This window comes from Rhodobacter viridis (genome assembly GCF_003217355.1).
Classification (GTDB): Bacteria; Pseudomonadota; Alphaproteobacteria; order Rhodobacterales; family Rhodobacteraceae; genus Rhodobacter; species Rhodobacter viridis.
On the sequence record NZ_QJTK01000018.1, the window covers coordinates 1 to 22,222 of the forward strand.

Annotated in this window: 21 protein-coding genes; 11 read left to right on the forward strand and 10 right to left on the reverse strand. The window is 67.9% G+C overall.

The genetic code is table 11. The features are described 5' to 3' along the window. Positions 1-251 precede the first annotated feature (251 nt). The 7 genes from C8J30_RS16175 to C8J30_RS16205 all read right to left on the reverse strand — a co-directional run bounded on the left by C8J30_RS16175 (position 252) and on the right by C8J30_RS16205 (position 6,307). Positions 252-734: a diheme cytochrome c gene (locus C8J30_RS16175; protein ID WP_110806879.1), complete on the reverse strand. Its 483-nt coding sequence runs from the start codon at positions 732-734 to the stop codon at positions 252-254. Between the two features lie 15 nt (positions 735-749). Continuing rightward, positions 750-1,145 carry a DUF1924 domain-containing protein gene (locus tag C8J30_RS16180; RefSeq protein ID WP_110806880.1) on the reverse strand — a complete coding sequence of 132 codons (396 nt, stop codon included), beginning with the start codon at positions 1,143-1,145 and terminating at the stop codon, positions 750-752. A 4-nt stretch (positions 1,146-1,149) separates the two neighbouring features. Then, positions 1,150-2,262: a cytochrome b/b6 domain-containing protein gene (locus C8J30_RS16185; RefSeq protein ID WP_110806881.1), complete on the reverse strand. Its 1,113-nt coding sequence runs from the start codon at positions 2,260-2,262 to the stop codon at positions 1,150-1,152. An 82-nt stretch (positions 2,263-2,344) separates the two neighbouring features. Continuing rightward, the gene (locus tag C8J30_RS16190; protein WP_110806882.1) at positions 2,345-3,688 is read right to left on the reverse strand and encodes a sensor histidine kinase; all 1,344 of its coding nucleotides are present in this window, start codon (positions 3,686-3,688) and stop codon (positions 2,345-2,347) included. Beyond that, positions 3,685-4,350: a response regulator transcription factor gene (locus C8J30_RS16195; protein WP_110806883.1), complete on the reverse strand. Its 666-nt coding sequence runs from the start codon at positions 4,348-4,350 to the stop codon at positions 3,685-3,687. The genes C8J30_RS16190 and C8J30_RS16195 overlap by 4 nt, the downstream gene beginning before the upstream one ends. Further along, positions 4,350-4,658 carry a PepSY domain-containing protein gene (locus C8J30_RS16200; protein WP_110806884.1) on the reverse strand — a complete coding sequence of 103 codons (309 nt, stop codon included), beginning with the start codon at positions 4,656-4,658 and terminating at the stop codon, positions 4,350-4,352. Before C8J30_RS16200 ends, C8J30_RS16195 begins: the two co-directional genes overlap by 1 nt. A gap of 59 nt (positions 4,659-4,717) precedes the next feature. Then, complete coding sequence (locus C8J30_RS16205; protein WP_110806885.1) at positions 4,718-6,307, reverse strand: coiled-coil domain-containing protein; 1,590 nt, start codon at positions 6,305-6,307, stop codon at positions 4,718-4,720. A gap of 257 nt (positions 6,308-6,564) precedes the next feature. Between C8J30_RS16205 and C8J30_RS16210 the strand changes: the two genes are divergently transcribed. The 9 genes from C8J30_RS16210 (at position 6,565) to C8J30_RS16250 (ending at position 15,308) form a co-directional block, all read left to right on the forward strand. Continuing rightward, complete coding sequence (locus C8J30_RS16210; protein WP_110806886.1) at positions 6,565-6,828, forward strand: hypothetical protein; 264 nt, start codon at positions 6,565-6,567, stop codon at positions 6,826-6,828. Positions 6,829-6,830: 2 nt separating this feature from the next. Then, a complete protein-coding gene (locus C8J30_RS16215) occupies positions 6,831-7,196 on the forward strand; it encodes a response regulator (protein ID WP_110806887.1) in 366 nt (121 codons plus the stop codon). Positions 7,197-7,214: 18 nt separating this feature from the next. Further along, positions 7,215-9,191, forward strand: a complete 1,977-nt coding sequence (locus tag C8J30_RS16220; RefSeq protein WP_110806888.1) for a chemotaxis protein CheA — start codon at positions 7,215-7,217, stop codon at positions 9,189-9,191. Between the two features lie 10 nt (positions 9,192-9,201). Beyond that, positions 9,202-9,684: a chemotaxis protein CheW gene (locus C8J30_RS16225; protein WP_181420921.1), complete on the forward strand. Its 483-nt coding sequence runs from the start codon at positions 9,202-9,204 to the stop codon at positions 9,682-9,684. Positions 9,685-9,705: 21 nt separating this feature from the next. Next, complete coding sequence (locus C8J30_RS16230) at positions 9,706-11,898, forward strand: HAMP domain-containing methyl-accepting chemotaxis protein (protein ID WP_110806890.1); 2,193 nt, start codon at positions 9,706-9,708, stop codon at positions 11,896-11,898. 111 nt (positions 11,899-12,009) lie between these two features. Continuing rightward, positions 12,010-12,546 (forward strand): chemotaxis protein CheW, encoded by a 537-nt coding sequence (locus tag C8J30_RS16235; RefSeq protein WP_110806891.1) that lies wholly within the window; start codon positions 12,010-12,012, stop codon positions 12,544-12,546. A 50-nt stretch (positions 12,547-12,596) separates the two neighbouring features. Beyond that, entirely contained in the window at positions 12,597-13,457 is an 861-nt protein-coding gene (locus tag C8J30_RS16240; protein ID WP_110806892.1) for a CheR family methyltransferase, read from the forward strand. A gap of 3 nt (positions 13,458-13,460) precedes the next feature. Then, on the forward strand, positions 13,461-14,567 hold the full coding sequence (locus tag C8J30_RS16245; protein WP_110806893.1) for a protein-glutamate methylesterase/protein-glutamine glutaminase: 1,107 nt from the start codon (positions 13,461-13,463) through the stop codon (positions 14,565-14,567). Between the two features lie 138 nt (positions 14,568-14,705). Then, positions 14,706-15,308, forward strand: a complete 603-nt coding sequence (locus tag C8J30_RS16250; RefSeq protein ID WP_110806894.1) for a FecR domain-containing protein — start codon at positions 14,706-14,708, stop codon at positions 15,306-15,308. Here C8J30_RS16250 and C8J30_RS16255 read toward each other — a convergent pair. Continuing rightward, positions 15,298-17,049, reverse strand: a complete 1,752-nt coding sequence (locus C8J30_RS16255) for an adenylate/guanylate cyclase domain-containing protein (RefSeq protein WP_110806895.1) — start codon at positions 17,047-17,049, stop codon at positions 15,298-15,300. The genes C8J30_RS16250 and C8J30_RS16255 overlap by 11 nt on opposite strands. After that, positions 17,049-17,750 carry a Crp/Fnr family transcriptional regulator gene (locus C8J30_RS16260; RefSeq protein WP_110806896.1) on the reverse strand — a complete coding sequence of 234 codons (702 nt, stop codon included), beginning with the start codon at positions 17,748-17,750 and terminating at the stop codon, positions 17,049-17,051. The genes C8J30_RS16255 and C8J30_RS16260 overlap by 1 nt, the downstream gene beginning before the upstream one ends. Before the next feature lie 135 nt (positions 17,751-17,885). On the opposite strand from C8J30_RS16260, the gene C8J30_RS16265 reads away from it, so the two are divergent. Beyond that, positions 17,886-19,763: a calcium-binding protein gene (locus C8J30_RS16265; RefSeq protein WP_181420922.1), complete on the forward strand. Its 1,878-nt coding sequence runs from the start codon at positions 17,886-17,888 to the stop codon at positions 19,761-19,763. Positions 19,764-19,822: 59 nt separating this feature from the next. Here the strand turns inward: C8J30_RS16265 and C8J30_RS16270 are convergent, their stop codons facing one another. Then, on the reverse strand, positions 19,823-20,752 hold the full coding sequence (locus C8J30_RS16270) for an L-lactate dehydrogenase (protein ID WP_110806898.1): 930 nt from the start codon (positions 20,750-20,752) through the stop codon (positions 19,823-19,825). Between the two features lie 295 nt (positions 20,753-21,047). Here C8J30_RS16270 and C8J30_RS16275 point away from each other — a divergent pair, with 295 nt between their 5' ends. Beyond that, a complete protein-coding gene (locus C8J30_RS16275; protein WP_110806899.1) occupies positions 21,048-22,217 on the forward strand; it encodes a peptidoglycan glycosyltransferase FtsW in 1,170 nt (389 codons plus the stop codon). Positions 22,218-22,222 lie beyond the last annotated feature (5 nt).

The following is a 22,222-nucleotide window of genomic DNA, read 5'->3' on the forward strand; positions in this document are numbered from 1 at the left end:
GCCCGGATCGCCGCCGGAACGCCGCCCGTCAGGAAGACCGAGAGCATCGCAAGACCCTCGACCCAGCCCGCGCCAAGACCGGGAAAGATCCAGTGGACGATGCCCCCGACGCCCATGCCCAGAATGGTCAGCGCCGTCAGGATCAGCCGCTGCATCTCTTCGTCGATCTTCATTCTTCCGTTCCTTTTTTCACGTCGAAGCCCCGGCGCATCTGCTGCGCCGGGGCCAATCCTGTTTTCCTGTCCGAAAGCTCAGTCGCCCTCGAAAGCCCCCTGCGCGGCGCCCTGATGGCAGGCGGCGCAGTTCGACATCGATTTCGCCTTCGTCTTCATCTGGTTGGAAACCTCGCGACCATGTTCGCGCACGAACCACGACAATTCGCTGATCCGCAGCGGCGTCGCCCCCGGGGCCGGATCGCGCCGCCCCCAGCCCGACTGCACATCGGCGGCGTTCTGGGTCAGGTAGCCTTCGATCTCGGTGCGGGTCTTGTCATCGAGCGTCGCGTTCTCGCCGAAATGGTCGTCGAGCCCGGCCATGATCGCCGTCCACGACCGCGCGGGCAGGAAGCCCGCCGGATAGGCGATGTGGCAGCTGCCGCATTCGGTCTGGAACGTCGGGTTCGCGGCGACGGCGGTGCGGAACCCGCCTTCGCCCTCTTCCTCCTCCTCGGATTCGGCAAAGACGGGGGTAGCGGCAAGGGCGAGGCAGAGGATCAGGCTAGCAGGACGGATCATCAGGATCTCCAGAGGTCAGAGGGACGAAAGCCAGGCGAGCAGGTTGGCTTTCTCGGCATCGGTGCAGGCGCGGCCGAGGACCGAATCGCAATTGCGCCCGAACCATTTCTCGACCTTGGCACTGTCGGTGAAGCGCGCGGGCGTGGCGGAGGGGGCAAGCGGATCGATCGCCTTGCCGGTGCGGGCCTGACCGGGTTTCGTCGGGTCATTGGTGTGGCAGGTGGTGCAGGACGGCGTGTCGGGTTTGCCGCCAGTGTGATTGGCGAGGAAGAGATCGCGCCCGGCGGCCGGATCGGCCTTGGCACCGGCGGCGGCTTCGTAGCCCGCGATCAGCGCGGCGGGGGTGGTGTCTTGTGCCACGGCGGGCAGGGCGAGGGCGCAGAGCGCAAGGGTCAGAGAGAGCGTTTTCATCAGGTCACTCCTTGGGGATGGCAATGGCGAAGGGGCTGAAGCGGCCCGTCGCGGCGTCGTGGTGGCAGGCGGCGCAATTGGCGCGGCTCGCCACCGGTTTGGCGCGGAAAAGCGCCTCCGGCAGATCGCCGTGAATGCGTTTCCAGGCCGGGGTCTCGGTCAGGGTGAAGGGGGCTTTCGCATCGGTGCGGGCAAAGATCCGGGCGGGCAGGGTCTGCACGGTCTCGGCGGCATTCGCGGTGAGCCAGCTTTCGATCTGCGCCGCGGTCGCGGGCGGCAGCGAGGCATCCTCGCCGAAGTGATCGGACAGGCCCGCCATCAGCGCCTGCCACGAGGCGGCGGGCAGCAGCGAGGGCGGGTAGGCCATGTGGCAGGCGCCACATTCGGCCGCGGTGGTGGCGTCGATCTGCGTCACCGGCAGGCCCGGCACCGGGCGGTGCGAGAGCGCGGCATTGGCGGTGAGGAAGCTTGCGCCCAAGGCGGCGATCAGCAGCAGCGCCATCAGCAGCTGCGCCTTGGTCTCGCGCACCGGCACATCGCCCGGACGGCTTTCCTTGACCCCGGTCAGCATCGCCCGGGCCAGATTTTCGCGCGAGCGGCGGCTTTCGAAAACCACCCCAGCGAGATGCGCCGCGATCAGCGCGACGACGCAAAAGGCAATCATCTCATGCAGTTCGCGGGCGCCAAAGCCCGCATCGGGGCCGAAACTGGCGGCGAGCGGTCCAAGGCGCAGGACGCCGCCCAGAATGACGAGTCCGGTTCCGGCAAGCACAAGCACCGCGGCAAGCATGGCGAAGACCATCAGCGCGCCGAGCGGATTATGGCCCAGATGCCGGGCATCGGCGCCGTTCAGATGCGCGCGGATCGCGGCCGGATCGGGCAGGAAATCGGCAAAGCGCGCATGGGTCGGGCCGAAGAAGCCCCAGACGATGCGCGCGATCACCAGCGCCGCCGCGATCAGCCCGGCGGTGATGTGGATCCTGAGCGTGTCGGCCTCGCCCAGAAACCCGGTCAGGGCGGCGAGGCCGACGGTCAGCGCCAGCGCCCAATGAAAGAGCCGCACGCCAAGATCCCAGACGGGGGTCAGGGTCGGTTGAGTCGTGGTGGCTTCGGTCATGCGATCCTCTCCGATTGGGCAGGTGAGGAGCGTTTCGCACAGGGCTGCTGACAGGGTTCTGACAGCGCCCGTCAGCGTTTTGTCAGGGAGCCGCGGGCAGCGTCAGCCGCGCTTCAAGGCCGGGATCGGCGGGGTGAAGGGTCAGTTGGCCGCCCAGAGCCTCGGCGATGTCATGGGCGATCGCAAGGCCAAGGCCGGTGCCCGGCCCGAGCAGATCGGCGCGGGTGCCGCGTTCGATCAGCGTGGCGATGCGGTCGGGCGGAATGCCCGGACCATCGTCGATCACCGAAATCCGCGTGCCCTCGGCGCTGGGTTTTGCGCGGACAAGAACCCGGGTGCGGGCATGGCGGGCGGCGTTTTCCACAAGCGCGCCAAGGGCTTCGGCCAGATCCTCCGGTTCGGCGGCGAGCACGAGGCCGGGCGCAATCTCGGTGACCCAGTCGCGCGCCGCCCCGGTTTCGGTGCGTCGGATCACCCGGATCAGCCCCGCCACCACCTGCGCCACATCGGCCCGCGCCTGCGGCCCCTTCATCGCGACGCGGGTCCGGGCCAGCTCGCGTTCGACATGCGCGCGCATCGCCGAGGCGATTTCCTCGATCGCGGCGGCCTCGGGGCGGCCCGCGGCGCGCAGCCGTCCGGCCTCGCCCAGCAGTGCTTGCAGCGGCGTCTTCAGACCATGCGCCAGATCGCCCGCGCGGGTGCGGGCGCGGGCCAGCTCGGTTTCGCGGGCATCGAGAAGGGCATCGACCTCGGCCGCAAGCGGCAGAGGCTCGCGCGGCAATTCCTCGCCCAGCCGCCGCGCGCGCCCGGCCCGCAGCGCCGCGATGCGGGCGCGGATGTCGGAGAGCGGGCGCAGCCCGACCGCGATCTGCCCCCAGCCCGCCATCACGAGGACAAAGGCCAGTCCCGCCGACCAGGGCGCCAGATCGCGCAGGAAATCGCTCCGCGCCTGCGTGAGTTCGGCGCGATCCATCGCCACCGCCGCCCGCATCGACGCCGCGCCGAGCCGCGCGGGCAGGGTGACCGAGCGCTCGACGACCAGAAGCGCGGTGTTCGCGGGACCCGGCAGCGCATGGATATGCTCGGCCCCGTCCTTCAGATCATCGGGGGGCAGCGGAATTTCGACATCCCACAGCGAGCGCGAGCGCATCAGCCGCCCCTCGGCCGAAATCTGCCAGTAAAGCCCGCCATAGGGGCGCTGAAACCGCGGATCGGCGGGCGTGGTGGAGAGGATCAGCTTGCCGTCGCCATCGCGTTCGATCCCCGCAAGCACCTGATCGAGCTGCACCGAAAGCTCGGCCACGGCGCGGCGCTCGACATGGGCCGAGAAGAGCGCGGCCAAGCCGAAGGAGGCGGTGGCGATCGTCAGCGTCACCGCCGCGGCCCCGGCCACGACAAGGCGCAGCCGCAGCGAAAGGCGTCTCATGCTGCGGCACCTTCCAGATAGTAGCCAAAGCCGCGCCTTGTGCCGATGATGCCTGTACCGAGCTTGCGCCGGAGCCGCGCCACCAGCGCCTCGAGGGCATTGGCCTCGCGTGAATCCTCGTCGCCGTAAAGGTGTTCGAGCAGTTCCGTCGGGGCCACCACCCGGTCGCGATTGAGCACCAGATAGGCGAGCAGCCGATATTCGAGCGCGGTCACCGCGACCGGCAGGCCCCGCACCGCCACCGTCATCCGGTTCGCATCAAGGCTCAGATCGCCCACCTTCTGTTGCGCGCTGCCCCGCCCGGCCGAGCGGCGCACCAGCGCGCGGGCGCGGGCCACAAGCTCCTCCATCCGGAAGGGTTTGGGCAGATAATCATCGGCCCCGGCATCGATCCCCTCGACCCGTTCGGACCAGGTGCCGCGCGCGGTCAGCACCAGAACCGGCATCTCGCGGCCATTCGCCCGCCAGCGCTTCAGCACGGTCAGGCCGTCGAGCCGCGGCAGGCCCAGATCGAGCACGATCAGGTCATAATCCTCGGTATCGCCCAGAAACCAGGCCTCTTCGCCGTCCGCGCAGCGCTCGACCCGATAGCCCACGGTTTCCAGCGCGATGGCCAGATCGGCGCCGATGCGGGGATCGTCTTCGACCAGAAGCACCCGCATCAGTCGCCGTCCCCGTCATGGCCGCCGGTCTCCGCCCCGATCACCGCGCCGGTCGCGGCGTCGACATTCACGTCGACGATCTGGCCGCGCGGGGTGATCAGTTCGAATTCATAGACGAACCGCGGGCCTTCCTCGTCCAGTTCGACGCTGAGCAGCCTTGCGCCAAATTGCGTCTGCAGCCCCGGAAGAATGGCGGAGAGCGGCAGGATCGCGCCCTGCGCCAAGGCGGAATGCGCGCGGTCGTGATCGTCCTCGGCCAGCCCCGGGACGGTCAGAAGCAGCAAAAAAAGGGCGCTTCGCAGGATCATGCGCCGGTTCTACCGTCTCGAAACTTGCGCGTCGCTGACAAAACGCGACGGATCAGCGGTCAGAACAGGATCGAGTCGAGCGTATCTTGCGGCGCGGGCGCCGACAGGGTCCCCACGCCGAACCCGGCCGCGTCCGGCGACAGGCCCAGCACCTCGGCATGGACCTCGCGTTCGCGGTCCATGGTGTAGATCGGCGCGATCTCGGCCAGGCAAGACATGTCTGGGGCCGCCGTCAGCCCCTCGCGCAAGAGCGCGCCCAGAGCCTCGATCCGCAGGATCGTCTGCACGAGCCCCGAGGTCATCTGCCGGCCCGAGACCGCCAGCCGCGCCAGCGCCGTGGTTTCCGTCCGGGTCTCATCTTCGAGCCGCGACAGCAGCGCCTGCCGCGTGCGCGCCTTGTCCAGCCCCGCGGCGATCTGGCCCAGATCGCCTTCAAGCCGGTTCATCCCGTCTTGCAGCGCGGAAAATTCCCCGGTGTCGAAACTGGTGCGCAGCTTGTCGAGCGTGCGCCCGGTATCGGCAAAGGTCTTCAGCGCCTGTTGCGCCGTCTCCTTCACCGACATCGCGATATAGGTCAGTTCCTTCTGTCCGACCTCGGCGCGGGCGGCTTCCAGATGCGAGTTCACCCCCGCAAGCCCGATCGTCTGGCCGATCCCGGCAAGGTTGTCGAGCCGCTCATGCAGCAGGTCGATCTGCCCCTCGAACCCGGCAGAGCGGGCGATGATCCCCTGCAGCGTCGGCATCACCGTGCCAAGCGCCTCGTTGAGTTGGCCAAAAGCCCGGTCCTGCGCCGCCAGAAGCGGTTCGACCTCGGCGCGCTGTGCGGCCAGTTCGGCCACGAAGCCGCCGCCAAGCCCCTCGATCGTCTGGAAGCTCTCGTCGAGCAGGGTCAGGATTTCGCTCATGTCCTGTTCAAGCGCCTGCAACTGCGCCGAGGCCAGCCGCTCGAACGCCGCCCGCTCCGGCCCGGGCGGGTGGGCGGCGCCGCGCGCCAGAATCGTCTCGACATGTTCCAGCCGCTGCGCGGCCGAATCCGAGAACTGGAAAGTGCCGACAAGACGGGCGATCACCTCTTCGATCCGGCCCGACAGATCCTGCGCCTGCTGCGTCACCCGACCCCGCCGCGTCCCCATCTGCGCCTGCCCGGCGACGATCGGGGCCAGGATCTCGGTCAGCCGACGCGCGGCCGGATCGAGATGATCGGCGCCCTCACGCGCGACGGTCAGGATCGACTCGAAGGACTGGTCGAACGCGTCGAGCCCGCCTTGCGCCTGTGCCAGTTCGGTCTCGATCTGCGCCGAAACGCCCCGCAGCGCGCCGACGAAAGCGCTCAGCTGACCCGAGCGGCTGCGCGAGATCTGGATCGAGGTGATCGTCGCAAGGAATTGAAAGAAAATGCGAATGCGCGTCAGGCCGTTCAGCAGCGTCCGGGTTTCGCGCAGCAGCATCCGGCTGGTGCCATTCGTCATGCTGCCCGACCAGTGCCGCATCGCCCCGGCCAGATCGCTGGCAAGTTCGGGGATGTGGGTGACGCCCTCGATCGGCTCCTGCTGCGCGCTGACAAGCGCGCAGGTGCGATCGTTCACCGCCATCAGATGCCCCCGCACGTCGACGAGCAGCGAGGACAACGCATCGAGCGATGCGATCATGTCTCGTCGCACGGACTGTACGGAAGATAGTCTGTCCATTCCTGCCCGATCCTGACTGACCCCGGACGGCGCCAAAGTGCCGCAAGTGCCCCCCACTCTCGACGAGGGTGATTAAGAAACCCTCTAGGCCTGCGACAGGATCGCCAGAATTCTCCGAAACCGCTTTTGCCCGCCTGCCGGGCCGCGATTAACCGGCGCGAAAGACATCGCGCGTATCAAATTGCCTCTGAGACAGTAAGACGCAGGGAGAGGCAGGCGTGACCGACGACGAAATGCTGACATTGGCGATCCCGGCCGATCTGGCCGTGGCCGATGCTGAAGAGTGCCGCCAGCGCCTGCTGGGCCTTCTCGCGGCGGGCGACGCTCCGGTGACGGTGCTGTTCGAGGGCGAGGAACGTCTGGGCGTGGTGGCGATGCAGCTGGCGCTGGCCGCGACCACTGCCGCCAATGCCGCGGGCCGTGCCGCAAGCTTTGATGCCGACAGCCGCGCCGCGCTTGCCCACCTTGGATGGGAAGGCTGAACATGGCGAAAACGGTTTTGACGATTGATGACAGCAAGGCGATCCGTGACATGGTGTCTTTCACCCTGTCGGGGGCGGGTTATCGCGTGGTCGAGGCGGAAAACGGGCTTGAGGGGCTGGCGAAGCTGAAAAGCGAGCCGGTGTCGCTGGTCGTGGTCGACCTCAACATGCCGGTGATGAACGGCTTCGAATTCATCCGCAAGGCGCGGCAGGAGCCGCGCGGCTCGGGCGTGCCGATCCTGATGCTGACTACCGAAACGAAGCCCGAGGCCAAGGCTGAGGGCAAGGCGCTCGGCGCCACCGGCTGGCTGAACAAGCCTTTCGATGCCGCCATGCTGGTCGCGGTCGCGCGCAAGCTTGTCGGCTGACGGACAGAAGGGACCCCCATGAACCCCGCCGCCCAGAGTTACATTCATGAAGCCCGGGATCTGCTGACGCAGCTCGAACAGATGCTTCTGGATCTTGAGACCGATGCTTCGCCCGAGGCGATCGACTCGGTGTTTCGGGCCTTGCACACGCTGAAGGGCGGGGGGGGCATGTTCGGCTTCCCGGCGCTGTCGGCCTTCGTGCACCATTTCGAAGATGCCTTCGACCGCGTGCGCGAGGGCAAGATCGGCATTTCGAAACCGCTGCTTGATGCGGCGCTGGAAGGTCGCGACCACGTCATCGCGCTGCTCGATGCGGGCGGCGACGAGGCTGCGACGGCGGAGCTGGTGGGGTCGAATCAGGCGCGGAGGATTCTGGCGGCGCTCGAGGGCGCGGTGGCCGGGGCCCCGCCCGCGGTGGTGCGCCTGCACCGCTGGGAGGTCTCCTTCCGCCCGTCGAAAGGGTCGTTGCGCTGTGGCATGCGCCCGGATCTGCTGCTCGAGGAGTTGCGCGAACTGGGCGAATGCCGGATCCGCTGCGATGTTTCGGATCTGCCGTCGCTTGAAAGCCTTGATCCGACGCTGTCGCATCTGGGCTGGGTGGTCGAACTGACGACCGCACAGCCGCGCGCGGCGATCGAGACGGTCTTCGTCTTCGCCGATGACGCCGACCCGCGCATCGTGCAACTGGATCTGGACGAAGAGCCTCAGATTGTCGCGGCCACGCCGGTGACCGCGGCTTCGGCCGAGGTTGTCACGGCCCCGGCTGTTGCGACCGCCCCGGCGGCGCCTGCGGCCCGCTCCGGCCAAAGATCGCAAAGCCTTGCGGCGCAAGATACCGTCCGCGTGCCCTCGGCGAAGCTCGATTCGATCCTGGATCAGCTCGGCGAGCTGGTGATTGCCCAGGCGCGGCTGAACCAGACCGCGGCGCGGCTGGGCGATTCAACGCTCGAAGGTCTGGTCGAAGAGGTGCATCGGCTGGTGACCGGCCTGCGCGACACCACGCTTTCGGTGCGGATGCTGCCGATCGAGACGGTCTTCGGCAAGTTCCGCCGCGTTGTCCGCGATTTGTCGACCGAACTGGGCAAGGACGTGGTGCTTGTCACCGATGGCGGCGAGACCGAGATCGACAAGAACGTGCTTGATCGTCTCAGCGAGCCGCTCGTTCACATGATCCGCAATTCGGCCGATCACGGCATCGAAGCCGCGGCTGACCGGGTGGCTGCAGGCAAACCGGCGCAGGGCCGGGTGCGGCTGGCCGCCTCGCAGGATGCGGGCGAGATCGTCATCGTGATCGAAGACGACGGCCGCGGGCTCGATCACGAGAAAATCCGCCTGAAGGCGATCGAACGCGGTCTTCTGGCAGCCGACGCCCGCCCGAGCGAGGCCGCGCTGGCGCAGATGATCTTTGCGCCGGGCTTTTCCACCGCGGACAAGGTCTCCTCCGTCTCCGGCCGCGGGGTCGGCATGGATGCCGTGCTCTCGGCCATCACCGCGCTGCGTGGCACGGTCGAAGTCACCTCGCGCAAGGGCGAGGGGACGCGGCTGACGCTGCGCCTGCCGCTCAGCCTTGCGATCATCGACGGGCTTCTGGTGCGGCTTGGCCCCGATGTCTTCGTGCTGCCGCTGATCGCGGTCGAGGAATGCGTCGAATTCGACGTCACCGAACTGACCCGCAGCAGCGGCCGCCGGATGCTGCGGATCCGCGAACATCTGGTGCCCTTCGTCGATCTGGCCGATGCGCTGGACGGCACCGTCGAAAACGATGGCCGCCGCCGCGTGGTGATCGTGCGCGCCGAGGGCGAGCGGATGGGTCTCGTGGTCGATGACATCCTTGGCCAGCACCAGACCGTCATCAAACCGATGAGCGCCTATCACGCCGATCTCGAGGATTTCGCCGGGGCGACGATCCTTGCCGATGGCACGGTGGCGCTGATCCTTGATGTGGCGATGCTGCTGCGCCGTCTGGGCGGCACCGGCATCGGCCTTGCCGCCTGAGGAGACAGCCATGACCCAGATGCCCAGTGCCGCTGCCTTTGCCGATGACGAGGCGAATTCCATCGCCTTGATCATCCGCGTCTGCGGCGAGGCGCTTGCGATCCCCGTGAGCCATGTTCACGAGGTCATCGATCCGATCCCCCGCACCCGCGTGCCCCGGGCCTCGGCCTTTGCGCCCTGGCTGATCAATGTGCGCGGCGCGGTGGTCCCGCTTGTCGACGTGCGCCAGCGGCTGCGGATGCCGGTGAGCCATGGCAATCAGGGCCGCATCGTCGTGCTCGACATTGCGATGGGGGCGGATTCCTTCCGCCTCGCGATGCTCGCCGACGAGGTGCAGGAGGTGGTCGACATCGACCCGGCCGCCGTCGAGCCGCTGCCGGAAAACGGCTCTCCCTGGCCTGCGAACTATGTCACCGGCGCGCTCAGACGCGGCGACGACCTGATCCTTCTGCTCGATCCCGAAAACCTCTTCCGTCCCGAACAGGCGGCCTGAACCGAACAAAGTGAGACAACCATGAAACTGACTATCAAGGCCAAGTTGATGGCCACCTTCGGGCTGGTGCTGATCTTGCTGGCCGCCATATCCTGGATCGGCCTTTCGGCGCTGGGCGGGGCCAACGCCGATGCGAACAAGATGGCGAATGTGAATGCGCGCATGCAGACCCTTGTGGGCGAGCTGAAGGAAAGCCTCGCGCTGTCCGACATCAAGACCTATCGGCACATTGCTGCGAGCAGCGACGCCGAGATGCAGGGCTACGAAGAGGGCATCGCCGCCGATCGTGCGCTGCGCACGAAGCTGATGGACGAGATCAAGAGCCTCGACGACGGCACGCTGCGGGACGATTTCGCGCGCTATGACGAGCTTCTCGCCAAAGCGAAGGACCTGCGCGATCAGGCGCTGAAACTGTCGCGCGAAGGTAGCGTGGCGAAAGCCAAGAAACTGTTCATCTATGGGTCCTATGCCGAGCTCGAAAAGATGGATGTCGAGGTGGCCCGACTAGAAGCTGCGCTCGAAAAGGCGCCGATGCTGCCCTATCCGGTCGATGCCGCGAAGGTGCGGATCCTCGATCTGGAGCGCGCGCTGATGGAAGTGAGCTCGATGAACGCCCGCGCCATCATGGAGGAAAGCGACGCTGGCACGGCGGAATTCCTTGGCAAGATCAAGGAGCTGCGCGCTGATGTTGCGGCCCAGATGGACAAGATGCAGGCAATGCTCGGGCCGCAATTCCCTGAGGAAGTGGCCAGTGTGCAGGCGATCGTGACCGACTACTTCAAGATCAACGACGATCTGGAAGCCAACGCCGCCTCGAATTCGGAGCCGCGCGCCATGGTCATCATGGCCGGGGATTTCCGGGCTGCGATCGACGCGCTGGGCGCTCAGCTCGACACCATCACCGACAAGGCTGGCGCGGCCATGGCGGCCTCGCAGAAGGGCCTGAACGACAGCTATGCGGCGAGCAAGTCGCAGATCCTGACCATTGCCGGCGTGGCGATCCTCGGCTCGCTGATCGCGTCGACGCTGATCCTGATCGGCATCAGCCGCGGCCTGAGCCGTGCCGTCTCGGTGGCCCGCAAAGTGGCCGAGGGCGATCTCAAGGTCGATGTCCGCGTGACCTCGAAGGACGAGATCGGCGAACTGATGGAAGCGCTGGGCGAAATGACCGTCGCGCTGGAAGGCATGGCGACTGTCGCCGAGTCGATCTCGCGCGGGGATCTGACGGTGAACATCAAGCGCCGCTCGGAGGCGGATTCGCTTGGCATCGCGCTGGAAACCATGATCACCAAACTGCAGGAGATCGTGATCGACATGCATGTTTCGTCGCAAAGCGTCTCGGCGGGCGCCCATGCGATGAGCGCGACGGCCGAAGATCTGTCCTCGGGCTCGACCGAGCAGGCAGCGGCCGCCGAACAGGCCAGCTCGGCGATGGAAGAGATGACGGCGAACATCCGTCAATCGGCCGACAATGCGGCCCAGACCGAGAAGATTGCGACCCAGGCCTCGGCCCGCGCGATCGACACCGGCAAGGCCGTGGACGAGGCGGTTGGTGCGATGAAGACGATTGCCGACAAGATCACCATCATTCAGGAAATCGCCCGTCAGACCGACCTTCTGGCGCTGAACGCCGCGGTGGAAGCCGCGCGGGCTGGCCAGCACGGCCGCGGCTTCGCGGTGGTCGCCTCGGAGGTGCGCAAGCTGGCCGAACGCAGCCAGCAGGCGGCGCGCGAGATCAACGAACTGTCGAGCCGCTCGGTCGAGGTCAGCCGCAATGCGGGCGACATGCTCGGCGAACTGGTCCCGGCCATCCAGCGCACGGCCGATCTGGTGCAGGAAATCTCCGCCGCGATGCGTGAGCAGAACACCGGCGCCGATCAGATCAACCTTGCGATCCGCCAGCTCGATACGGTGATCCAGCGCAATGCCTCGGCCTCGACCGAAGCCGCCTCGGTCTCCGAGGAACTGGCGAGCCAGTCCGAGCAGCTGCATGACGTGATCGGCTTCTTCAAGGTGCAGGGCGAACCCGGTCGCTCGGATCGGGCCGAGCGCGCCAAGGATGCGGCCTGGGCCCGCACCGCACGGCACGAGGCCCCCGCTGCGGCCCCGGCCAGCCGTCGCAAGACACGCGCGGCGGCGGGCACCCGCAATGGCGGCTTCGCCCTGGATCTGTCCGAAGACGACATCGACGATTCGGACTTCGAAAAGATCTGATCCGCGGGCCATGCCCCAGCGCTCCGCCCGGCCGGCACGGCTTCGGGCGGGGCTTACCCCGACGCGGGTCCCCCCGCCGCGGGAAAGTTCAGCACCGAAAGGGACCCCCGGATGTCTGCCGCCCCGCTTCTCAAGGAAACGTCGCCGTTCGGCCACCAGGTCGAAGCCGATATCGTCGACACAAGGCGGGCCTATGTGACCTTCGACATCGGCAGCCAGATTCTGGCGGCGGAGGTCGCGGATGTGCGCGAAATCCTTGATCATCAGGTGATTGCCCCGCTGCCGAACGCCACCGCGGCGCTTCTGGGCATGATCGACCTGCGCGGCGAGGGGATCGCCGTGATGGATATCGCGCTGTCGCTGGGTCTGTCGCGTCAGGTCGATGATTGCGACGGCCGGATCATCGTTCTGGATCTGCAGACCGACCGCGAGGCGGCGATTGCGATCGTCGTCGATCGGGTGCGGACCGTGGTCGAAGTGGACGAGGCCGATGTCGATCCGGTGCCCTCGGTGCCGGGCGGCTGGAATGCCGGGGCGATGTTCGGTCTGACCCGGGTCGAGGGCGAGCTCGTCTATCTGATCGATTTGCGGGCCGCCCTCGGCCAACCTGGGTCGGCAGGCTTGCCCGGACCGTTCGATTTCGACTGACGGAGGCTGCCTTGCGTCGATCCGCGCGGGTTTCCGCCGACTATGCTGAAATGCTGATGCAGCCGTCGGTGCCGATGAGCACGGCCGCCGCGCGCGAGATCGTGACGATCCTGAAGGCGGAGGCCGGGATCCGGATCGATCCGTCGAACACCCAGTTCATCTCCTACCGGCTCGACCGGCGGGTGACGGCCTTGGGCATGAGTGATTACGACCAATATCTGCTGCATCTGCAAAGCGCCGAAGGCCCGGCCGAGATCCAGCGGCTGGTCGAAAGTCTTGCGACCCACACCACCAGTTTCTTCCGCGAAAAGGCGCATTACGACTGGCTGGAGACCGTCGGCCTGCCGAAGCTGGTCGAGACCGGGGCAGGGCGGACGCATCCGTTGGTGGTCTGGAGCGCGGCCTGTTCCTCGGGCCTTGAACTCTGGTCGGCGGGCATCGTGCTGGATCGCTACAGCCACAGGGTGCATGGTGGCCTGCGCTGGGGGCTTGTCGGCACCGACATTTCGGCGGCCATCCTGCGCAAGGCCCGGCTTGGCATCTATTCGTCGTCGGAACTCTCGGGCCTGTCCTTCGATCTGCGCTCGGAATATCTCTTGCGCTCGAAGCCCGGCGCACGGATCTCGCCCAAGCAGCGCGTCTACCGGATCGCCCCGGCGCTGCGCAACCGCGCCCATTTCAGCCCCGCCAACCTGCTGACGAAACTCGAGGGGCATGTGCCGCTCGCCGATGTGGTCTTCCTGCGCAACGTGTTGATTTACTTCACGGGCGAGGATCGGATCCGGGCGATCCGCAATGTCATGCAATGCATCCGGCCGGGGGGCTTTCTGCTTCTGGGCCATTCCGACAATCTGCGCAGCCTGCCCGAGGGCCTGACCCAGGCGGGCACGGCGATCTTTCGAAAGGACTAGGTGATGACCGCGATGCCCGATCCGAAATCCACCCGCCTGCCGCCCGACGGCCGCCCGGTCCGGGTCTTCATCGTCGATGACAGCGCGGTGGTGCGTCAGGCCCTGACCGACATCATCGGCTCCGATCCGCGGCTCGAAGTGATGGCGACCGCGGGCGATCCTTTCGCCGCGGCGGAGCGGCTGAAATCGATGGTGCCCGACGTGATCATCCTCGATGTCGAGATGCCGCGGATGGACGGGCTGACCTTCCTGCGCAAGCTGATGGCGCAGCATCCGCTGCCGGTGGTGATCTGTTCCTCGCTCGTCTCGGACCGGTCGGAAACCTATCTGGCCGCGATGTCGGCGGGGGCGGTCGATGTGATTGCCAAGCCCGAGATCGGGGTGAAGCAATATCTGTCGGAAAGCGCGCAGCGGATCCGCGATGTGCTGGTCCACGCGGCCTCGGCCAAGGTGCAGCCGATGCGCGAGCGCCCGGTGCAGCCGAAACTGAGCGCCGATGCGATGCTGGCGCCGCCGCGCGAAAGCGGGGCGATGCTGCGCACGACGGAAAAGATCGTGGCGATCGGCGCCTCGACCGGCGGGACCGAGGCCTTGCGCGAATTGCTGCAGGCGATGCCGCCCGATTGCCCGCCGATCGTGATCGTGCAGCACATGCCGGAGCTGTTCACCGGGGCCTTTGCCAAGCGCCTGGACGGGCTTTGCGCGATCAGCGTGAGCGAGGCGAAACCGGGCGATCGGCTTTTGCGCGGTCATGCGCTGATCGCGCCGGGCAACAAGCACACGCTTCTGGCCCGCAGCGGCGCGCAATATCACGTCGAGGTCCGCGATGGCCCGCTGGTGTCGCGCCACCGCCCCTCGGTCGATGTGCTGTTCCGCTCGGTCGCGCGGTTTGCCGGGCGCAATGCGGTCGGCGTGATCATGACCGGCATGGGCGACGATGGCGCCCGCGGCCTGCGCGAGATGCGCGACACCGGGGCCTCGACGCTTGGTCAGGACGAGGAAAGCTGCGTCGTCTATGGCATGCCGAAAGAGGCGATGGCGCGCGGGGCGGTCGGGCAGGAACTGGCGCTGGGGCAATTGCCCGGGGCGATCCTGCGCGCGGCGCGCTGATCCGGGGCGCTTGATCCGGGGCGGTTTCGCGTCATACTCATCGGGGGCGCTTCGGAACATCCGGAACAGGGGGCGGGATCGCGGGATCGAGCGCGGCACCGGCGGAGGCCCGACAGGGAAATTCCGAACGGGTGTCACATGACCATAAGCCGACGTCTTCTGCTCTCTCTGCCTGCGCTGGCCTTGCTGCCGCGCGGCGCCCTTGCGCAAGCCGCGATCGGCACCACCCGGGCGCTGACCGGGCAGGCCAGCCTGACCCGCGCCGGCACCAGCGCCGATCTGCACCCGCGCGATCCGCTGATGGAGGGCGACGAGGTTGCGACCATGGCCGCCTCGACCGCGGCGCTGGAGCTTTTCACCGCGACGCAGATCAACCTTGGCCCCGAGACCCGGTTCACCCTGGATCGCTTCACCGCCGATCTGGGCGGGGTGGTCAGCATCGGCGGCGCGATGGTGTTTGACCGGCCCGAGGATCTGCCGAAACTCGATCTGACGGTGCAAAGCGCCTTTGCCCGCATCGGCGTGCGCGGCACGCGGTTCTTCTGCGGCCCGTCGAAAGGGGTTTACGGCATATTCGTCGCGCGCGGCGCGATCGAGGTGGTGGCGGGCGGCGAGACCCGGCGTCTGGGACCGGGCGACGGCATCGACATCGTCCGCCCCGGGGCCGCACCGAGTGCGGTGGCGCAATGGAAAGCGCCGCGGATCGCCGCCGCCTTCGCCTCGGTCGGGCTCACGCCCTGAGCGTGTAAAGGGCAAGCCGCCCGAAGCTGCGCAGCTCGGTCTCGCCCAAGGGGACAAGGCCGGGCACCCGCGCAGCGAGCGCCGGGCCGATGCAGATCCTTGTGCCAAGCGCCTTGTTCGCCTCTTGCAGGCGGGCGGCAAGGTTCACCGCGGGCCCATGCGCGGTGTAATCGATGCGGGTGCCAAAACCGACATCGCCCAAGACCGCGGGGCCGCATTCGACGCCGATCCGGGTGATGCCGAAGCCGTTGTTTTCGCGCGCGAAAACCTCTGTCACGGCGAGGATCTCGGCGGCACAGGCGAGCGCCGCCGCCTCGTGGCCCGGCTGATCCAGCGGGGCGTTGAACAGCGCATGCACGCTGTCGCCCACCAGCTTGTCGATCATCCCGCCATGGCGCAGCACGATCGCGCAGGTCAGCGCGAAATAGGCGTCAAGCCGCGCCACCATCTCGACCGCGCCCATCGCCGAGGTGGCGGCGGAAAAGCCCTCGATATCGGTGAAAAGCGCGGTGACCTCGCGGGTTTCGCCTTCGAGCCGCATCAGGCGCGGCTGCGCGGCAATGCGGCTGACAAGGGCGGGGGGCAGCAATTGCCCCATCCGGTCGCGCAGCACCCGCTCGGCCCGCGCGAGCGCTGCGGCGCGGCCCAAAAGCGCGGTCAGCAGGATCAGCGCCAGTGCGAAGACCGGCAGGATCGGATCGATGAGCACCCCGCCGCGCGCCAGAAGTGTGGCCGCCCCAGCCCAAAGGGCTGCAAGGGTTCCGGCCGCGGCGGCGGCGCGCGAAGGGGGGAGGCGCAAGAGCAAGATCAGCGTCAGAAGCCCCGCCAGAGCGGCAAAGCCGCCCTCCACCACCGGCGCCCAGCTGGGGCGCTGCGGCATCTGCCCCGCCCGCAGCCCCGCCACCGCATCGGCGAGGATCTGCACCGAGGGCATCACCGGGCTCGCGGCGCTTGGCCGGAGCCCGCCGCGCTCGGGCAGGCTCGATCCGATCAGCACCACCGCGTCTTCGGGCGGCAGCGCCTGCCCCGCCAAAACGGCCGCGGCGGGCAGGGTGCGAAGGGGCCAGTCCGCGGGGCGCGAGGCGGCAAAGCGCAGACTGCCTGCCTCGAGTGGGAAGGTTTTGGCGCCAAGCCGCAGGCCCGCGGGGCCGATCAGCGGCAAAACCCGCTCGGCCCGGGCGGCGATGGCGACGGCGAGACCGGGCAGGGGCTCGCGCCCCACCGCAACGGCGGCCGGAACCCGGCGCACCGTGGCGTCAGGGTCGCCCATCAGCGCCATCACCGCCCAATCCTGCGCAGCGAATTGCGGGCAGGGCGGCTCGGCCCCGGCTGCGGGCCAAAGCGGCAGCGGCCCGGTCTGGCCGAGCCGCGCGGGCGGCAGGCGCGGGCCGGGGGTGTCGGCAAGCAAAAGCCCCATCACCGCGGGTTGGTCCTGCAAGGCCCGGGCCAGATCGCGGGCGGCCGGGCCGTCGCAGTCGTCCGCGATCAGCATGTCGATCCCGATCACCCGGGGCTTCGCTTGCGCCAGCCGCGCCACAAGCCGCGCCGTCGCGGCTCGGGTCCAGACCTGCCCGGTCTCGTCCTCGGCCCCGATGTCGATCACCACGATGCCGCGACTGTCCGCCGGGCGGGGCAGGGGATCGAAAATCCGCTCCTGCAGGCCCCGCAAGGACGCGGGCGGCAGCGCGAGCAGCAGGCCAAGCGCCGCCGTTGCCGCCAGAACCGCGCCGCGCCAGACCATCACGCCTCCGGCTCGGCGGCGGCCAACAGCGCCGCCATGTCGAGCGTCCAGGCACCATCCTTGCGCAAGATCGCCCCGGCGGCTTCCAAAGCCTGCAGGGCGCGGTTCACCTTGGGACGGCTCGCGCCGAGCACCGCGGCCAGCTCGCCTTGCGAGATTTCGAGCCGCAAGACCGCGCTTGGCGGCAGATCGGGGCCATTCAACTGCCGCAGGCTGAAGAGCAGAAACCGCGCCAGCCGGGCTTCGAGCTGATAAAGCGCGATGCCCTCCAGCTGCTCGGTCGTCTCGCGCAGACGGCGGCAGAAATAGCGCGCGACGGACAGGCCAAGCGCCGGATGCGCCTCGGCCAGCGTGGCAAACCGCGCCCGGTCGAGCACGAAGCCCGTCGTCGCCATGACCGCCGTCGCATCGGCCGAGCGCGGCTCGCCATCGACCAGCGCGAATTCGCCCAAGGTGTCGCCCGCCTCGGCATGGCGCAGGATCAGCTCGCGCCCGCCGGGGGCCAGCAGCGTCAGCTTCACCCGCCCCGCCGCCAGCGCGACCATCCAGTCGCCCGGATCGTCGCGCTGAAACAGCATCTCTCCGGGCGCCCACTGCCGCAGCCGCGCCAGACCCGACAGCGCCGAGAGCGCTGCCGCATCCAGCCCCTCGAAGAGCGCGAAAGAGCGCCAGAAGGCCGGTTTTCCCGCCAGATCCCGCATATGTGGCCCCTTTCCCTTGCCCCATGCTGGCCGGGCCGGGGCCGTCTTGCAAGCCTGTTCCCTGCGGAACAGCGCCAGCGCCCGCGACCGGGCAAGGTGACCCCATCGCAACATTCCAACCGAAAGGTCACTTCCATGGCGGACATCATCGGCACCAACGGCTCCAACACCCTCGACGACGCGTTCTCGCTGGGGATCCCGGGCTTTCGCAACGACCGCGTTGCGGCGCTTGGCGGCAATGACACAATCACGATCAACGACGGCAACGACACGGTCTTCGGCGGCAGCGGCAACGACCGCATCGTCGATGCCGCGCTGATCGGCTTCATCTCGGGCGATGACCAGATCTTCGGCGAGGCGGGCAATGACACGATCGTTGCCGGCGAGGGCCGTGACACGATCGATGGCGGCTCCGACACCGACACCGTCGATTACAGCCGCTCGGGCGCGGCGATCACCGTCAACCTCGGCTCGAGCTCGGCGCAATCGGGCGGTATGGCCTCGGGCGACCGTCTGTTCAGCATCGAAAACCTGATCGCCAGCAATTTCAGCGACAACCTGACCGGCTCGTCCGCCGCAAACCGGATTTCGGCCTCGGGCGGCAATGACCGGGTCTCGGGCTCGGGTGGCAATGACGTTCTGGACGGCGGCAGCGGCAATGACACGCTGTTCGGCGGCACCGAGAATGACAGTCTCATTGGCGGGACCGGCAATGACAGCCTGGCGGGCGAGAGCGGCAATGACACGCTTTCCGGCGATGACGGCACCGATACGTTGTCGGGCGGCACCGGCGATGACCTGATGTCAGGCGGCACCGGCAACGACCAGCTGGACGGTGGCGACAATGACGACCGGCTTTCGGGCGATGCGGGCAATGACGACCTCTTGGGCGGGTCCGGCAACGATGTGCTGACGGGCGGCGCCGATGGTGACACGCTGTCGGGCGGGACGGGCAATGACACGGTCGATGGCGGCGATGGCAGCGACTTCGTGCGTTTCGAAAGCCGGACCGACGCCGATCGTCTCGAAGGCGGCGCCGGGATCGACACGCTCAGCTTCTCGACCCTGCCCACCGTCTTCCTGCCGCCGGGCGTCTTCACCGGCATCGATCTGGTCACCGGCCGCGCCTTTGCCACCACCTTCCACGGCTTCGAGAATGTCATCGGTTCAGCGCAGGCAGATGCGATCTCGGGCGATGCGCTGGGCAACCGTCTGGATGGCAGCTCGGGTTCGGACCGGATCGATGGCCGCGACGGCATCGACACGCTGATCGGCGGCAGCGGGGCCGATACGGTTTCGGGCGGCAATGGCACGGACGGGCTGTTCGGCGGCACCGAGGGGGACCTGCTGTCGGGTGGCAATGAGGGCGACCGGGTCGACGGCGAGGCCGGGGCTGACCGCGTGAACGGCGATGCGGGCAATGACACGGTCTTTGGCGGGCTCGACAATGACACCGTCTCGGGTGGCACCGAGAATGACCTGGTCTCGGGCGGCTCCGGCAACGATCTGGCGCATGGCGATGCGGGCAATGACACGGTGACGGGCGACAGCGGCGCCGACACGATTTTCGGCGACGATGGGGCGGATCAGCTCTTGGGCGGCACCGAGGATGACCGGCTTGACGGCGGTACCGAGAATGACGTGCTGCGCGGCGACGACGGTGCCGACGTGCTGATCGGCGGCACCGGGGCCGATACGATGGATGGCGGGGCGGGGGCGGATACGTTCGTCTTCGTGACCACTGTCGACTCGCTGAACTCGGTGGGGGGCAGCGATCACATCACCCGCTTTGAACTCGGTGTGGACAAGATCGACCTCTCGGCGCTCTCGCCTGCCGCCGAGTTCCATCTGGCGCTGGTCGCCGATGGCGCCGGGGCGGTGGTGACGAACGTGGTCAATGGCGCCACCGTGGTCAGCGTCTTCACCGATGCCGATGGCGCCCCGGATCTGGTGTTCCAGATCGATGCGCTCTCGGGTGTGGGCACGCTGACCGAGACCGACTTCCTGTTCTGAGCCGTCGCAAGACGATGCCCCCGGTCCGCAAGGCCCGGGGGTTTTCGCGGTTTCAGGGGTTACCAGAGCCCCGCCGTGCTGTCCTTCAGCACCTCGGCCGAGCGTTTCAGCGCCGCCCATTCCCCGTCATCGAGCGAGGGCACCAGCGTCGACACCACCCCCGCCGCGCCGATCACCCGCGGCAGCGACAGCGCCACATCGGCAATCCCCGCCACCTCGGGCGAGCGGATCGAGACCGACATCACCGCGCGCTGATCGTCGCGGATCGCCTGCACGAGCCGCGCGAGCCCGGCGCCGATGCCATACCACGTCGCGCCCTTGCCCGCGATGATCCGGTAGGCCGCCTGCCGCACCCCCGCATCGATCTTCGCGCGCACCTCCTCGGTGATCGCAACGCCAAGCTGCAGGGCGATCCGGTCGAGCGGCTCTGCTCCGACCCGTGCGCTCGACCAGGCCAGCACTTCGCTGTCGCCATGTTCGCCCAGCACGAAGCCATGCACCGAATGCGCCGCAACCCCCAGATGCCCGGCCAGAAGCGCACGGAAACGGGCGGAATCGAGCAAGGTGCCGGTGCCGATCACCCGCTCCGGTGGCAGGCCCGAGGCGCGCTGCGCCACCTCGGTCATGATGTCGACCGGGTTCGAGGCGACGATGAGCAGGGCATCGGGCGCGTGCTGCCGCACCCGGGCGATGACCTCGGAAAACACTTCGGCATTGCGGGCGAGCAGGCTCAGACGGCTTTCCCCCGGCTTTTGCGCCACGCCCGCGGCCAGAATCACGATGCCCGCGCCCGCCAGAACCTCGTAATCCCCCGCGCCCAGCTTCACCGGATGGGCAAAGGGCACGGCATGGCCGATGTCCTCGGCCTGCGCCTGCGCCAGCGCCGCGTTGCGATCGACAAAGACCACCTCGCGCGCGCCGCCGCGCATCGCGATGGCAAATCCCGCCGCCGAGCCGACCATGCCCGCCCCCACGATTCCGACCTTCATCGCCCGACTCCTTCCGATTGGTGGCGCTACCATGTCACGCCCGTGCCGCCACGCAACCCCGTTTCGCAGCGTCTGCAGCGCTCCCGGCTTCGGCTTTTCCTTGGCCAAATACGCCCGGGGGTGCGGGGGCGGAGCCCCCGCGGGTCGCCCCGGCGCAGCCGGGGCGAAAGCGCAATCGCCTTTTTCCCACAGGCAAAAGCTCTGGCCAGCGCGCGCAACTTGGGCTAGAGTCGCTCCTCAAGACCCGGTGACCGGGCGTCTCTCGGCAGATACAGGCAAACGAGCGGTTTTCGCGATGACGGAAATGGTTTTCGGCACCGTCCCCTTGCGGGCGACGGATCCCGTGCTTCCACGCTGGTGGCGCACGATCGACAAATGGGCGCTGACCGCGGTCTTCGCGCTCTTTGGTGTCGGCATGCTGCTTGGCCTTGCGGCCTCGGTGCCGCTCGCTGAAAAGAACGGGCTCGAGCCCTTCTATTACGTCAAGCGTCAGGCGCTTTTCGGCGGCATCGGCCTTGCGGTGATGATCGCGCTCTCGATGATGAGCCCGCAACAGGTGCGCCGCATCGGGGTCGTGGGCTTCGCGCTGGCCTTCCTCACGCTCATGGCGCTACCGGTGATCGGCACCGATTTCGGCAAGGGCGCGGTGCGCTGGATCTCGCTCGGCTTCGCCTCGTTCCAGCCCTCGGAATTCCTCAAGCCCGGCTTCGTCATCGTCACCGCCTGGTTCATGTCGGCGGCGATGGAGGTCGCAGGCCCGCCCGGGCGGCTTTATTCCTTCATCCTGACCGCGCTGATCGTGGTTACGCTGGCGCTTCAGCCCGACTTCGGGCAGGCCTCGCTGATCCTGTTCTCGTGGATGGTGATGTATTTCGTTTCCGGTGCGCCGATCCTGCCGCTGGTCGCGGCGGGCGGTCTGAGCGCCGCGGGCGTCGTCTTCGCCTATAACGTCTCCGAGCACGTCGCGCGGCGGATCAACGGGTTCCTCTCGGCCGAGGTCGATCCCCGCACCCAGATCGGCTATGCGACGAACGCGATCCAGGAAGGCGGCTTCTTCGGCGTCGGCGTCGGCGAGGGCACGGTGAAATGGTCGCTGCCCGACGCGCATACCGACTTCATCGTGGCCGTCGCGGCCGAGGAATATGGCCTCGTCCTCGTGATCGGCATCATCCTGCTTTATGGCACGGTCGTCCTGCGCTCGCTTTACCGCTCGATGGGCGAACGCGACCCCTTTGCCCGGATCGCGGGCGCGGGTCTCGCCTTTGCCTTCGGCGTGCAGGCGCTGATCAACATGGGCGTGGCGGTGCGGCTTCTGCCCGCCAAGGGCATGACGCTGCCCTTCGTCAGCTATGGCGGCTCTTCGGTGATCGCTTCGGGGATCGCGCTTGGCTTCCTGCTCGCGCTGACCCGCACCCGGCCGCAAAACGAGATCGCCCGCATTCTCGGCAATCGTCCCGCCGCCTGATGGAG

What these genes read in the sequence shown, in the direction of transcription:
- C8J30_RS16175 (WP_110806879.1), bottom strand. Translation starts at nt 734, where the DNA reads ATGATCCGTCCTGCTAGCCTGATCCTCTGCCTCGCCCTTGCCGCTACC.
- C8J30_RS16180 (WP_110806880.1), bottom strand. Translation starts at nt 1,145, where the DNA reads ATGAAAACGCTCTCTCTGACCCTTGCGCTCTGCGCCCTCGCCCTGCCC.
- C8J30_RS16185 (WP_110806881.1), bottom strand. Translation starts at nt 2,262, where the DNA reads ATGACCGAAGCCACCACGACTCAACCGACCCTGACCCCCGTCTGGGAT.
- C8J30_RS16190 (WP_110806882.1), bottom strand. Translation starts at nt 3,688, where the DNA reads ATGAGACGCCTTTCGCTGCGGCTGCGCCTTGTCGTGGCCGGGGCCGCG.
- C8J30_RS16195 (WP_110806883.1), bottom strand. Translation starts at nt 4,350, where the DNA reads ATGCGGGTGCTTCTGGTCGAAGACGATCCCCGCATCGGCGCCGATCTG.
- C8J30_RS16200 (WP_110806884.1), bottom strand. Translation starts at nt 4,658, where the DNA reads ATGATCCTGCGAAGCGCCCTTTTTTTGCTGCTTCTGACCGTCCCGGGG.
- C8J30_RS16205 (WP_110806885.1), bottom strand. Translation starts at nt 6,307, where the DNA reads ATGATCGCATCGCTCGATGCGTTGTCCTCGCTGCTCGTCGACGTGCGG.
- C8J30_RS16215 (WP_110806887.1), top strand. Translation starts at nt 6,831, where the DNA reads ATGGCGAAAACGGTTTTGACGATTGATGACAGCAAGGCGATCCGTGAC.
- C8J30_RS16220 (WP_110806888.1), top strand. Translation starts at nt 7,215, where the DNA reads ATGAACCCCGCCGCCCAGAGTTACATTCATGAAGCCCGGGATCTGCTG.
- C8J30_RS16225 (WP_181420921.1), top strand. Translation starts at nt 9,202, where the DNA reads ATGACCCAGATGCCCAGTGCCGCTGCCTTTGCCGATGACGAGGCGAAT.
- C8J30_RS16230 (WP_110806890.1), top strand. Translation starts at nt 9,706, where the DNA reads ATGAAACTGACTATCAAGGCCAAGTTGATGGCCACCTTCGGGCTGGTG.
- C8J30_RS16235 (WP_110806891.1), top strand. Translation starts at nt 12,010, where the DNA reads ATGTCTGCCGCCCCGCTTCTCAAGGAAACGTCGCCGTTCGGCCACCAG.
- C8J30_RS16240 (WP_110806892.1), top strand. Translation starts at nt 12,597, where the DNA reads ATGCTGATGCAGCCGTCGGTGCCGATGAGCACGGCCGCCGCGCGCGAG.
- C8J30_RS16245 (WP_110806893.1), top strand. Translation starts at nt 13,461, where the DNA reads ATGACCGCGATGCCCGATCCGAAATCCACCCGCCTGCCGCCCGACGGC.
- C8J30_RS16250 (WP_110806894.1), top strand. Translation starts at nt 14,706, where the DNA reads ATGACCATAAGCCGACGTCTTCTGCTCTCTCTGCCTGCGCTGGCCTTG.
- C8J30_RS16255 (WP_110806895.1), bottom strand. Translation starts at nt 17,049, where the DNA reads ATGGTCTGGCGCGGCGCGGTTCTGGCGGCAACGGCGGCGCTTGGCCTG.
- C8J30_RS16260 (WP_110806896.1), bottom strand. Translation starts at nt 17,750, where the DNA reads ATGCGGGATCTGGCGGGAAAACCGGCCTTCTGGCGCTCTTTCGCGCTC.
- C8J30_RS16265 (WP_181420922.1), top strand. Translation starts at nt 17,886, where the DNA reads ATGGCGGACATCATCGGCACCAACGGCTCCAACACCCTCGACGACGCG.
- C8J30_RS16270 (WP_110806898.1), bottom strand. Translation starts at nt 20,752, where the DNA reads ATGAAGGTCGGAATCGTGGGGGCGGGCATGGTCGGCTCGGCGGCGGGA.
- C8J30_RS16275 (WP_110806899.1), top strand. Translation starts at nt 21,048, where the DNA reads ATGACGGAAATGGTTTTCGGCACCGTCCCCTTGCGGGCGACGGATCCC.